The sequence below is a fragment of the Paraburkholderia sp. RL18-085-BIA-A genome (assembly GCF_046027075.1).
Taxonomy (GTDB): Bacteria; Pseudomonadota; Gammaproteobacteria; order Burkholderiales; family Burkholderiaceae; genus Paraburkholderia.
This window is the reverse complement of record NZ_JARESU010000090.1, coordinates 20311-32822: the sequence shown is the minus strand read 5'-3', so window position 1 is coordinate 32822 and position 12512 is coordinate 20311. Positions and strand designations below refer to the sequence as shown.

At 59.8% G+C, this 12512-nt stretch carries 11 protein-coding genes and 2 pseudogenes; 8 read left to right on the top strand and 5 right to left on the bottom strand.

The features are described 5' to 3' along the window. Positions 1 to 430: 430 nt before the first annotated feature. A pseudogene (locus P0D89_RS36920) lies at positions 431 to 739 on the top strand (IS110 family transposase); the annotation flags it as partial. A 519-nt stretch (positions 740 to 1258) separates the two neighbouring features. Here the strand turns inward: P0D89_RS36920 and P0D89_RS54880 are convergent. Then, positions 1259 to 1900 carry a c-type cytochrome gene (locus P0D89_RS54880; protein WP_507028601.1) on the bottom strand — a complete coding sequence of 214 codons (642 nt, stop codon included), beginning with the start codon at positions 1898 to 1900 and terminating at the stop codon, positions 1259 to 1261. Positions 1901 to 2255: 355 nt separating this feature from the next. Here P0D89_RS54880 and P0D89_RS36905 point away from each other — a divergent pair, with 355 nt between their 5' ends. Beyond that, positions 2256 to 2915, top strand: coding sequence for a winged helix-turn-helix domain-containing protein (locus P0D89_RS36905; protein ID WP_408366265.1), 660 nt, complete (start codon positions 2256 to 2258; stop codon positions 2913 to 2915). Positions 2916 to 3002: 87 nt separating this feature from the next. After that, a pseudogene (locus P0D89_RS36900) lies at positions 3003 to 3388 on the top strand (winged helix-turn-helix domain-containing protein); the annotation flags it as partial. Here the strand turns inward: P0D89_RS36900 and P0D89_RS36895 are convergent. Next, positions 3383 to 4345, bottom strand: a complete 963-nt coding sequence (locus tag P0D89_RS36895) for a LysR family transcriptional regulator (RefSeq protein ID WP_408366267.1) — start codon at positions 4343 to 4345, stop codon at positions 3383 to 3385. The pseudogene P0D89_RS36900 and the gene P0D89_RS36895 overlap by 6 nt on opposite strands. A 783-nt stretch (positions 4346 to 5128) precedes the next feature. Between P0D89_RS36895 and P0D89_RS36890 the strand changes: the two genes are divergently transcribed. From P0D89_RS36890 to P0D89_RS36880, 3 genes are all read left to right on the top strand, one after another. Then, positions 5129 to 5440 carry a DUF4148 domain-containing protein gene (locus P0D89_RS36890; RefSeq protein WP_408366269.1) on the top strand — a complete coding sequence of 104 codons (312 nt, stop codon included), beginning with the start codon at positions 5129 to 5131 and terminating at the stop codon, positions 5438 to 5440. Between the two features lie 497 nt (positions 5441 to 5937). Beyond that, positions 5938 to 6360 (top strand): hypothetical protein, encoded by a 423-nt coding sequence (locus P0D89_RS36885; protein ID WP_408366271.1) that lies wholly within the window; start codon positions 5938 to 5940, stop codon positions 6358 to 6360. Between the two features lie 176 nt (positions 6361 to 6536). Beyond that, positions 6537 to 6734: a tautomerase family protein gene (locus P0D89_RS36880; RefSeq protein WP_408366273.1), complete on the top strand. Its 198-nt coding sequence runs from the start codon at positions 6537 to 6539 to the stop codon at positions 6732 to 6734. A gap of 82 nt (positions 6735 to 6816) precedes the next feature. Here the strand turns inward: P0D89_RS36880 and P0D89_RS36875 are convergent, their stop codons facing one another. The 3 genes from P0D89_RS36875 to P0D89_RS36865 all read right to left on the bottom strand — a co-directional run bounded on the left by P0D89_RS36875 (position 6817) and on the right by P0D89_RS36865 (position 9805). Beyond that, positions 6817 to 7752 (bottom strand): SMP-30/gluconolactonase/LRE family protein, encoded by a 936-nt coding sequence (locus tag P0D89_RS36875; protein WP_408366275.1) that lies wholly within the window; start codon positions 7750 to 7752, stop codon positions 6817 to 6819. Between the two features lie 16 nt (positions 7753 to 7768). Beyond that, the gene (locus tag P0D89_RS36870) at positions 7769 to 8623 is read right to left on the bottom strand and encodes an SDR family NAD(P)-dependent oxidoreductase (RefSeq protein WP_408366277.1); all 855 of its coding nucleotides are present in this window, start codon (positions 8621 to 8623) and stop codon (positions 7769 to 7771) included. A gap of 267 nt (positions 8624 to 8890) precedes the next feature. Further along, complete coding sequence (locus tag P0D89_RS36865; protein WP_408366279.1) at positions 8891 to 9805, bottom strand: LysR family transcriptional regulator; 915 nt, start codon at positions 9803 to 9805, stop codon at positions 8891 to 8893. Between the two features lie 207 nt (positions 9806 to 10012). Between P0D89_RS36865 and P0D89_RS36860 the strand changes: the two genes are divergently transcribed. Both P0D89_RS36860 and P0D89_RS36855 read left to right on the top strand, forming a co-directional pair. Then, the gene (locus P0D89_RS36860) at positions 10013 to 11068 is read left to right on the top strand and encodes an aldo/keto reductase (RefSeq protein ID WP_408366281.1); all 1056 of its coding nucleotides are present in this window, start codon (positions 10013 to 10015) and stop codon (positions 11066 to 11068) included. A 285-nt stretch (positions 11069 to 11353) separates the two neighbouring features. Continuing rightward, complete coding sequence (locus P0D89_RS36855; protein ID WP_408366283.1) at positions 11354 to 12433, top strand: Gfo/Idh/MocA family protein; 1080 nt, start codon at positions 11354 to 11356, stop codon at positions 12431 to 12433. Positions 12434 to 12512 lie beyond the last annotated feature (79 nt).

Here is a 12512-nt window from a genome sequence, read left to right as displayed (position 1 = left end):
TACCAGTTGGGTGGCCGCGCGTGCAATCGCGCTGTCGGGTATCCTGATGCCTGCAATCGTGGTGCTCATTTTCCGATTCCTCAGTTGGCAAGTGGGTGACGCGCGCATGCGTGCTTCCGGGCGTTGACGATCGTCGCGGAATTCCTGATACCTTTCGCAGCGATTGATCTGGACATGCGCAAAACCGCCCGTCCGGTAACCGCAGGCTACGGAGCGCGACGCATCCAATCAGCGTGTGCCCGGCGGCGTGTCGATGAAAACCAGTATTGAGCAACAGCCGGTGTCCGACAACCGGCACAAAGCGTTGAATCCTGCCAAGCGTACGGCGGGTTCTGCCGCGCCCTTCGGCGTGGTGGAATGATGATTTTGATAGTCATATAGTCAGCCTCGCGCCCGCCGCGTAAATACGGCCGGGGTAGAGTCAAGGTTCAGAGCAGCTCAACATCTGCCCGCAATGTTGGTTGAATCATTGCGTGAGATGTGGAATGACCTCGAACGGCTCGATACGCAGATCGCCGACATCGAACGACGGTTGCAAACATAGATAAAAGAAGACAAGGCGTGACACGCGATCTCCGCGATCCTGGGCGTGGGTTGGCTCACCGCGACAGCGGCAGTTGCGACCAAGGTAGATCGCAAAGCATTCAAATCCGGCCGCGAGTTTGCGGCCCGGTTCGGCTCGGTTCCCGAACAAACAGGCACGGGCGGACAGATTCAGTTGTTGCGTATCTACAGACAACGACTCGACTGGGCGCGATTAAAGTAGCCGTTCTATCCGAGTGGGCAGGCCGGTACCTTCACATGCATGCTCTGGCAAGGATATGTTTCAGGTAGTTGCGGGCTATGCGCGGCACTCAAAGCGAAGTCGTCGCTACTCGCGCAGCCGGCAAGCATTACAACCAGACCCGATATTGCGGTGACTTTACTCCACACAAGAATTCGCATATGTACTCAACACAAAACGAGAATGGGTAGCGGCAACGGGATGCCCAGTGTGAACGCCATTAGGCGTTGAGCTCCAACAGTGCCTACAGAGAGATCAATCAACCGGCGTTACCTGATTGCCAAACGCTCGCAATTCCGACGCCGGCATATTCGCGCTACCCTTAATATGGCGATCCTGGTTACTGCCTCCTTACGCCCGGGCGCTCCTTAGAGGAATCGCTAGACAGCAGGGCTAAACGGGCCCCCCGCAATCGGCGCAATGGTGACGCGTCGTTCAAATCGGTGCGCTACGCGGATTAGACGTTGTCGGTCGTCAAGGTCTGGTCACCGAAAGGTAAGCCGCAGCCGCTTCGATCTGCGCATCGTTCAGCGTCGCCGCGACGGCTGTCATCGTTCCGGGCGCCGGCGTCTTCCCCTTCGCGCGCGCCTGAAATTCGTGTAGTCGAGAGACGACAAACGCAGCCGGTTCGCCTGCGATGCTCGGAAAACGCGCGCCATTTCCTTTGCCGCCGGCCGCGTGGCAGCTGAAACAGGCAGCTACGCCGGATCCAGCGCCCATCTCGGCAAGCTGCTTTCCGGCTATCACCAGGCTCTGCGGCGGCGGCGCACCTTCGGCAAGCGGCGGGTTCTGCTTTGAAAAAAACATTGCGAGCTCGCGTATATCGCTATCGGAAAGATTGTGTGCGACCGTCTGCATAACAGCGCTTGCGCGCGTGCCGGCCTTGAACATTGACAATGCATGCGCGAGATATTCTGGATCTTTGCCAGCAAGCCGCGGCCCGCCGGTTACGGTGCCTGCGCCCATTGCGCCGTGACACGCGACACAGCTTGCGATGGACGGCGCGTTCAAGCTCCCGGCGGTATCCTGAGCATTCGCTGCGGATTGCGCGTGACAGACACTTGCGAATCCGACGAGCGCCGCAACCGAAAGGGAACGCAAGCCGTCGCGCAGCATGTTGGTGGAACGTGAACCGATCATCATGGTCTTCCCAATCGTCCTTCGAAAGAGCGCCTGGTGAATGACGCTATGAGGCGATTCTGACGAAATGATTCTGACCAGCGGGCGTCGAGTGAATTACGAGTTTGTCATGTAAGGCGAGCATCGACCAGTTTGCAGGCAAGGGTCGCAATCCATGAATGACAAAAACGTAATCTTCCGGTCAGTGTCGGGGCGAGGCTCAGTTGCGCACAATTGAGGTGCGGGGTTTTCGAACTCGCTCGAAAACATCGAGAAAGCCGATCCGGAACATGGTTATCCAGAAACCAACTTCATCATCTTTAACGTATCCACCCGTTTGGCGTTGTTGACCATGCGGGTTCTTCTTGCCGAAACCAAGGACCGGGATGCGAGGCAGATCGCGTTGACTCTTCGTCGACAGGGCTACGCTGTCGACCGGGTCTATGACGGCCTGGAGGCGCAGCTGGCTTTAACGACAACGAGATATGCACTGGTGCTGATCAATATGGTCCTGCCCAAGATGTCCGGCCCGTCTCTGCTTTTATGGTTGCGTCAAATCAATTTTGAAGTTCCAGTTCTCACTTTTAAGCAGCATGACAGCGCTGTGGACCGCGTTCGTGCACTGAACGCAGGTTCTGACGACCATCTCAGCAAGCCATTCGACGTTCGGGAACTGGTCGCCAGGTGTCACGCACTGGTACGCCGCTCTCAGGGCCGTTGTACGGATCAGATACGTTGCCGGAAGCTCTGGGTCAACGCCGCTTCCCAAACGGCGCTATCCAACGGAAGACCGGTAACCATGTCACCACGTGAATGGGCGGTGCTGCTGCAACTGATCACACATCAGGACGTTCCACAATCGACGTCGACGCTTGAGAACGCCGTCTATGGATGGAAGGAGGAAATAGAGAGCAACGCCATCCAGGTTCATATTTCGAAGCTCCGTAAAAAGCTCGGCTCAGATATGATCCGGACGGTCCGTGGCGTCGGGTATGTGATAGATAGGGAATAGCGAGCAAGACGCACGATTTGGGCGCGGCGAACGCGTTCCCTTCGAGCCCGCCACGCGGATGATTCTGCGGCGCAGGTGTCGTCTCGTGGCACGCGGCACTACTTTATCAAGCCGTTTGCCTACGTTGCGTTGCCAGCACGTATGCGCGCGCTTGCGAGGCATGGCCCGCTGCGCGACAGCGAATTGCTCGAAATCGGCGATCTTGAGCTTAACCTCAGTCGACCGCCCGTGCGACGCGGCACCGCACGCAACGCCTCACCCAGCGTGAATTCTCGCTACTGCAACTGCTTGCTCGTCGTAACGGGGAAGTATTGAGCCGCGTGCAGATTGCTTCGTACATTTGGAGTATGAACTTCGACAGCGACACCGACGTCGTGGACGTCATTCGCCAACTACGGCGGAGGACAAACGACAATTTCTCCGTCAAACCAATCCATGCGGTGAGGGGTGTCGGATACGTGTTGGAGCTAAAGAAGGCTGGCTACTGCAGACCCGGTCAATCCCATGTTGACAACGGTCTCCTTTTTGTCTTCCGCCGCACTTTGACGGTAGCGTTCGACGACGAAGTCGATAAACCTTCTGACCGGCAGCTCCATATGCGATTGTTCGGAGTAAAGAAGCCATACAGTCCGCTCATCGCCGCACAATTCGACATGCGTCAGTAACGGCCGTAATGTTCCGTCCGACAGCTCACTTTGAATGAGCGCTTTCGACAGGCGCGCGATACCGAGGCCCGTCTGCACCGCGCGCTTCACCAGAAGCGGACTCTGCATGTTCAGGATAGGTCGCACCGCCACGCGTTGTGTACCGTGCTTGTCGCGGAACTCCCAGAAACGGCCAGGGCCGTCCGATGTCACGAGTACATCATGCGAAGAGAGCTCCAATGGAGTTTCCGGTGGGCGCCGACGTGACAGGTATGCGGGGCTCGCGACAATCACATCCCGTGTCTGCGTGAGCGGACGGCAAACCAGCGACGAATCGCGCAGGCCGCGCTCGGCGCTGAAGCAAATGTCGAAATTCGACACGGTGACCTCGGCCATGTTATCGAATACCGTCAATTCGAACTGCATGCGTGGCTCTTGCAGCCGATAAGCGGCCATTAGCTCCAGCAAATCGGTAGTGGCATAGGAAGAAGACGACGCAATACTTAGAGATCCTCCCGTCTGGCCCGCGGCTGTTGCCACGCATTCGTCCATCGCGGAGATCTGCCTTAGCAACTCTCCACAATGCGCTGAGTACGATTGGCCCGCAGTCGTAAGTGACACGCGGCGTGTGGTCCTGTTAACCAGGCGAACACGGAGGTGTTGCTCAAGTGCCGCCACGCCACGCGTAACGGCCGAGTTTGAGATGCCAAGCTGTTTGGCCGCTTCCGCGAAGTTCAAGCACTCGGCGACCTTGGCGAATATACGAATTGCGGCTAGTTGATTCATGGCGTCGTCCTGTGCCACATCCCGGTGTTAGGCGCGAAGCATTGCGGCCGCATACACAATATCCAATCTGATTCTTACCCATCCGGTTATCCGCGCAAAGGCCTTAAAGTTCATGCCGGAAGACGTACTTTCTCATTCGGAGCTTGATCAGTCCGCAGCGGGACTGTCTGTAGGCCCGCAACCCACTCGCCGAAGCGGTGCCAGCACTCCCTGATGCCAGATAGCGTCGAGTTCCCGATTGCGCGCGATAGCCTGGGCACTTGGACGACAGTCGTTCTCTGGCCCAGGCACCAACCCGTCCGCTTCAACCTCGGTGATCCGCGCCTGAACTTCGGTAGGCGTGAAACTGGGTGTCGAGGATTGCGCAAACGGTTTGGCGCTGACCAGCAGACTTTGCGTTGCGAAATCGACGGCGGTAAGCGGTTTTCATTATTTCTTTCCGAGGACTCTTGGCGAATGGGCCGTCCTACGGCACCTATTGTTGTAGACGCACGTCGACTCAACTCTGACCCTGGGATTACGTTTTTGTTATCTTGACGACAAACCACCACCACGCGCACGAGATGTCTCATTGTGATCGACCTGAAAGTTGGCCGGTTCAGCTATGCCGACGCTGCAAAGATGCATCTCTATCCGGACATGACACAGATGTAATGTGAGCGTCAGTATCGCGCCAAGGCCACCGTACAGAATGAAGCTTACTCACCTGCATCGCGGTGAGGTCCGAGGCTTCACTCATCCTGCGTGAGGCCGACTGCAGCTAACTCGAGAAGGTGATTTACTATGAAAGCTCTTATCTATGCAGCGTTGGTTGCCAGTGCACTGGCCGCACCGGCAGTCTCTTTTGCACAGGACGCTACTGCGCCTGTGACACGTGCCGAAGTGCGCGCAGACCTGGTGCGACTGGAACAAGTCGGTTATCGCCCGAGTGCCAAGGATGTGCATTATCCAGCGGATATTCAGGCGGCGGAGGCGCGTATTCAGGGGCAGGACATCAGCAGCACCTCGGTCGGAGGAGTGTCAATGAATGGTTCCTCGCAGTCGGGGACGCCTACAACGACCGTAGGTGCTCACTCGATCTATTTTGGTCATTGATGGACCGGTACCCATTGATTCAACCCGCAATCGCAATCAACGGGCGGCGAACCGTCGCTGCTGCGCGGCACGCTGGCGTGAGGTAGACAAGATGTTTTCAACTCAATCCCAAGACAATGGACCTTCATGCGCGGATCGTTTCAGTCGCGTCGTCGGCCGATCGGGCCGCTCGTGTCTCGTGCGTAGCGGTCTGCCAGCGGGCCCCCCGGCATCACTCGCTAACTCGGTTCACCTCGCTTATACCCCCGTATAAGCAAGTTATGCTAATGCGGCGAGAGCATATCCCAGCGTAGAGTAGATTTACGCGTCGACAGAACCTACTCTTCTCTCATTGCGACAGAACCAGCGAGCGGGTTGTCTTCGGATCGCGATCGTCAAGGACCACGGCAATCATGCTTCCTCGCATCCAACTCAACACTCACCGCTATCACGAACCGCTTGCCGGAATGGAGCAAGAACCGGCTACCGCGCAAACACGGGTGCGGGAGGAGAATCGAATGACCCTCGAATTTCTAAGCCATCAAGTCATTTTCGACCGGGCGGTCCAGCATCTTCTTCAGCAGCGCGAGGCAGCGCTCTTGCCGCGCGGCGGCGGCGCATATCGCAGTTACTACGGCGGCTGTCCAGTCGGCAACTTCATCAAGCCACGCGACTACCTGACAGCAATGGAAGGGGTTCCGATTCACTATGTAAGCAAGCCGAAGAACGAAGTGCCCGCCTACATGGATGTGGGCGTCGCCGCGCTGCGGAGAGCGCTACTGCGCTCGAAGATCAACGTATACGACCCGCAGACGGTCGGCCTGCTGAGCTGCCTGCAAAACGTGCATGACGTCTTCGGCGTCTGGGAATGGGGCAACAGGCTGCGATCGATCGCGCGCCAATTCGGTCTCAACGCCGACCGGCTTACGGACGCTGCGTGAGCCTGCCATGCTGATGAGGTCGACCGGGAAAAGTGGAACCAAGGCCCTCTACGCGAAGCAATTTCGTGAAGAGCGCCGGTAGCATTCACGCACGGTGTTGCTCGGGCGCAAGCACACGCCGTGCAGTGCCGCTATGATTGCAGCCGCAGTTCCTTGCCAATCCACTGGAGTACGTTATGCCGGAAGTCGTTGTTTATGCAGCAGCAGGGCGCTCAGCAGAGCAAAAGAAAGCGCTGATGACGGGGATTACCAAAGCTGTGGTTGACAGCCTCGGTGTCGCCGCCGAACAGGTTGTCGTGCAGATCGTGGAGTCTCCACCCGACTCCAAGTCAAGAGGCGGCATTCCGTTCAGCGAGCGCCAGCGCACGTCTTAAACCCGCATGAGTCCGCATCATGACCGACCGGTGTGCGGTGGCGTCGCGGCCGAGCGGACGCGGACGCAATCCGCCGACGCGTTCAGGTCGCGACCGCCGCGGTCGCATCGACGTATAGCGCGTACAGTGACTGCCCGGCCGCCATGAACAGCCGGTTGTACGCTGCACCGCCGAAGCAGACGTTCGCGCAGCGTTCGGGTAGAGCGATGCGGCCAATCGCGGTGCCGTCGGGGGCGAATACCATCACGCCGTTGAGCCCCGGCCCGGTGCCCCAACCGGCCCACAGGTTACCGTCCGTGTCGCAACGGAAGCCGTCTGGCGCGCCGTTCTCGCCCGCATCGACGAATACGCGCCCATGCACGAGGCGCCGACCGTCCTCGACATCGTACACACGGATGCGCCTCGGCTTCGAGCCCGATTCGACGATGTAGAGGCGGCGTTCGTCGGGCGAGAAGCAGATGCCGTTCGGATTGACGATGTCGTCGGCGACCACCTCCGCCCGGCCGGTGGCCGGGTCGAAGCGGTAGACGTTGGTCGGCAGCTCGGGCTCGGCTTTGGAACCCTCATAGTTGTTAGAGATGCCGAACGGCGGATCAGTGAACCAGATGCTGTCGTCGCTCTTCACGACCACGTCGTTCGGCGAGTTCAGCCGCTTGCCGTCGAAGCGGTCGATCAGCACAGTCAGCGCGCCGTTGTACTCAGTGCGCGTCACCCGCCGGTTGCCGTGCTCGCAGCTGATGAGCCGCCCCTGGCGATCCCGTGTATTGCCGTTCGTGTATCCCGAGGGCTTGCGAAATACCGACGTCGCGCCGGATTCCTCGTCCCATCGCATGATGCGGTTGTTCGGAATGTCGCTCCATAGCAGGAAGCGTCCGTCGCCGAACCACACAGGTCCTTCGCCGAAGCGCATGCCAGTCGCAAGCCGCTCGACCGCCGCGTTCGTGATCCGGTATTTCAGGAAGCGCGGATCGAGCACTTCCACTGCAGGATCGGGATAGGTTTCACTTTGTTGCCACATAGTGCTGACCCTTGAGTCAACGGGGCTGCTTGATAAACGCTTTGAACGCGCTGGCGTAGTCCGGATGCCAGCGCGACAACGCGGGCCGGTTCTCTACGATATCGCCTGCCGCCCATAGAATGCGCAGTTCGTCGAGCGAGCGCGGCACGTCGTTGTCGGGACACAGTATGTAGAAGTCGCCGGCGTCGAGGCGCTCGAACATGAAATCGACGGTCTGCTCGGGCGTCCATGCGGCGACGGGCTTTTCCACGCGGCCGTTTCGTGTGAGCTCCGTGAACACGAAACCAGGAATCAGCAGATGAGCGCTAATCCGGCAGTCGGCGGTGTTGCGCAGTTCATGTTGCAGCGCTTCAGTGAACGCTTTCAGACCGGCCTTCGCAACGTTGTATGCGGGGTCGCCCGGCGGCGTCGTGATGCCCTGCTTTGAACCGGTGTTGATCACGAGCCCCGGACGACCGCGCTTGATCATGTCGGGCACGAAGATCTGCGTACCGTGGATCACACCCCACAGGTTGACACCCAGCACGCGCCCCCAGTTTCCGGCTGGACCGAACATCCCACTACCGGGCTGAATGCCCGCGTTGTTCATCAGCACATCTGTTCCGCCGAAGCGTTCGACGACGCTTGCGTGAAGGCGGCGAACATCTTCGGCGACGCTGACGTCGGCCTCAACCGCGAAAACGTCTTGTGCGCCGTTTGCGGTCAGCGCGGCGATTTCCTCCACCGCCTGCGCGACGCGGTCGGTGCCGAGGTCGGCAATGCAGATGCGCAGCCCAAGCTGCGCAAAGCGTTTGGCAGCAGCCAGGCCGATGCCGGCGGCGCCGCCGGTGATCACGGCGACGCCGCCCGGAGTCAGGGCAGAATGAGTCATCAGAATCCTCGTTGGTGCCGGAATCGCGGCGCTGGCAAGCGATTGCGATCCCGATCCGTTGGAACAGTGAGTCAGCGATCCTAGCATGAACTTTTTTGCGTGACCGACGGGGCTCAAGCTGATGAGCGATCCTAAGTATCGCGTGGACGGCTGCGACCCGCTAGCGACAATCCGGCCACGTTCAATGGATGTCCACTTCCCGCCGCGTACCGCACATCGTGCCGGATCTTTTACGCCTCGAACAATCGCGTGTGCCTGCGGCGAGCGTCAGGTCGCCACCGCGGGCAATTTGAGCAAGTCCAGGAAAGCACGGGCGACGGGTATGAGCGGCTCTCCCGCACATCCCTTAAAAACGGCCGCGAGTTCCCAGCAGGGTTCCTCGGCCTCACACAGGCTCGCCGTTGCGACCGGCGCGCCGCGCGTGTTGCTCCCCCTTGCGGCGGCCACGGATTCGGGCACCATGCTGATCGCAAGGCCCTGTGCGGCCAGTTCAAGCAACATCGGCATGTCGTTGACCTCGAAGCTGGTCCGGCGTTGCAGCCCTGCCGCCGCAAAACATCGATCGACAAGGCGCCGCACGCTCCACTCCGGGCGCAGATCGGCGAATGTCTCGTCGACGAGATCGGCCAGCGCCAGCCCGCTGGCGCCCGCAAGCCGATGATGCGCCGCGCAGACGACGACCATTCCCTCGCATGCGAACATGTGCGATCCGAGATCGTCGAGCGACATTTCCGGTGGCTGCGTGAACGCGAGGTCGAGGCGCCCTTCCCGCACCTCGTCGATCAACGCGCGCGACCCGTCCAGTGTCAACTCGATATCGATTCCACCGAACGCAGCCCGAAACTGTCCTAGCGAGGCGGGCAGGTCGACGAAAGGCGCGAGGCCGTGAATCGCACCGATACTCAGCCGGCCGCGTGCGAGCCCGTGAACCTGCGTTACGGCATGCCGTGCGTCGCGCGCGGCAGCCAGTACCCGCTGCGCCTCTGCGAACAGGGCTTCGCCGGCAGGCGTCAAAGCGACGCGCCTCGTACTGCGGTTGAACAACGGTCCGCCCAGGTCTTCTTCCAGTGAGCGGATCGACGCAGACAACCCGGACTGCACGAGGTTCAGGCGCCGCGCCGCGCGCGTGAAATGCCGCTCTTCTGCGACCGCCACGAAATGTTCCAGCTGTTTCAAATCCACGTTGGCACTCTTTCTTGCAGAAACGATTAATCACGAAAACCGCACAATTGAATCATATCTTTCTATTGGAATGGTAATTCAATCTCCGCTATCGTCGACCCTCTGGGGGACATCAAGGAACACTGGGCACCCAATGCGGGCGCAATAAGACTTGACGACCGCACGCCGGCTGCGAATCCTCGCAACATACATGGAGATTGCTTAATCATGGACTACCGTCAACTGGGCCGTTCGGGCCTCAAGGTGTCGACCATCACGCTAGGCACGATGACGATGGGCGGCAAAGGCAAATTCGCGAGCGTCGGCGAGGTTGGCCTCGACGACGCGCGCCGGCAGATCGACATGTGCATCGACGCGGGCGTCAACCTGATCGATACTGCGGACGTCTATTCGAACGGTGCGTCGGAGGAAATCGTCGGTCAGGCGCTCGGCGGCAAGCGCAAAGGCGGCGTGCTGATCGCGACGAAAGCCCGCTTTCCCATGGGTGACGGCCCGAACGACCGGGGTCTGTCGCGGCATCATTTGATAGAAGCCTGCGAGGCGAGCCTGCGCCGTCTCAAGACCGACGTGATCGACCTCTACCAGGTGCACGAATGGGACGGACTCACGCCGCTCGAAGAGACGCTTGAAGCGCTCGATCTGCTCGTCCGGCATGGCAAGGTCCGGTATGTCGGCTGCTCGAACTACTCAGGCTGGCACCTGATGAAGGCGTTGCACGTGAGCGAACGCGATCGTCTGCCGCGCTTCGTGAGCCAGCAGATACATTACACGCTCGAAGCACGCGAAGCGGAGTACGAACTCGCGCCGATCGCCCTCGATCAAGGCCTGGGCATTCTCGTCTGGAGCCCGCTCGCAGGCGGCCTGCTGTCGGGTAAGCACCGACGCGACGCGACGCCCGAGGGCACGCGTCAGCTCGCCGGCTGGACGGAGCCGCCGATTCGCGACGCCGAACGACTGTGGTCGATTGTCGACACGCTTGTCGAGATCGCCAGCGAGCAGAACGTCTCGGCCGCTCAAGTCGCGCTCGCATGGACGCTCGGGCGCCCCGCCGTCACGTCGGTCATCATCGGCGGCCGTAACGAGAAGCAACTGCTCGACAACCTCGGCGCGGCGAATCTCAGGTTGAGCGCCGAACAGCGTGAGCGGCTCGACAAGGTGAGCGCGCCGCCCCTGCTCTACCCGTACTGGCATCAGGTGCAGACCGCGCACGATCGTCTTTCGGTTGCGGACCTGTCACTGCTCGGGCCCCATCTCAAGGCGTAGAGTGGAATGCGGCCGGGATCGCTCCCCGGCCGCCCTGAAGGATCGCAGGTCATACACAGCTATCCACCGTGGCCGGCTCGCAGTAGCTCCACTGTGAAGTCGACTTGCGCTTGCAGCGACTTCACTTGACCGTGCGCCGTCAGGAGCCTGCCGCGCCGTCAAGCCGATGGATGCACCTTCACTCCAGGCGTCACGCAATCCGCGATCGACATCGTGCGCTGCCGCCGGACCGGCGGCGGCAGCGCCTCGCTCGCCTTCAAACTAAAGACGTAACACTGAATCGCCATGAAGAAACTCAGAACGGCCATCGTCGGCTGCGGAAAGGTCGGTCATTTCCATGCCCGGGCGCTCTCGAATCTCGAGAACTCGGACTTCGTCGCGGTATGCAGCACCTCTCTCGATCGAGCCATCAGCTTCGGCAAACAATACGGCGTGCGTGCATTCGATAACGTCGAAGGGATGGTGGAGGCCGCGCAGGTCGACGTGGTATGCATCTGCACTCCGCATCCTCAGCATGCTCCCGTTGCGATCGCCGCCTTGAAAAACGGTTGTCACGTTCTCGTGGAGAAGCCCCTCGCTTCTTCGCTCGAAGACTGCGATGCCATCCTTTCATGTGCCGAAGAAAACCGGCGTACGGTCGGCGTCGTGTGCCAGCGGCGTTTTTATCCGTCCGCGATGCGAATCAGGCAGGCCATCGATGCGGGTAAGATCGGCCGCCCTATGATCGGCAACGTCGTCATGCTCGGATGGCGCGACCGCCAGTACTACGAAAGCGATCCCTGGCGTGGCTCGTGGGCTGGCGAAGGAGGCGGCGTGCTCGTGAACCAGGCACCTCATCAGCTCGATCTGCTCCTCTGGTATCTGGGCGATATCGACGAGGTCTACGGTGTGTGGAAGAACGTCAATCACGACTACATCGAAGTCGAAGATACCGCGGCGGCCCTCATCAAGTTCAAAAGCGGCGCGATTGCCAACGTTCTGGTCAGCAACTCACAGAATCCTGCTTTGTACGGGAAGGTCCATATTCACGGAGACAACGGCGCGTCGATCGGCGTGCAGACGGACGGCGGCGCGATGTTCATCGCTGGCGTGTCGACCATCACCGAACCGCCTTACAACGATATCTGGACGATCAAAAGCGAAGAAGGAATGCTCGCCGAGTGGAGAAAAGCAGATGCGGAGTATTTCAATTCCGCGGATTCCCTGTACTTCTATCACGAGCGGCAAATAGATGATTTCCTGACTGCCGTCGGCAACGGCACGAAACCTTTGATCGACGGACTGGATGGCCGGAAGACCGTAGAACTGTTCACAGCCATCTATCGCAGCACGCAGAACAATGCGGTTGTAAAACTTCCACTCTGAGCAGCAGGACGAAGCCGGTGTTCCACGCAGGCAATGCATGTCTGGGCGAGCCTCCAGACGGCTTCTTGAATTCGAAATC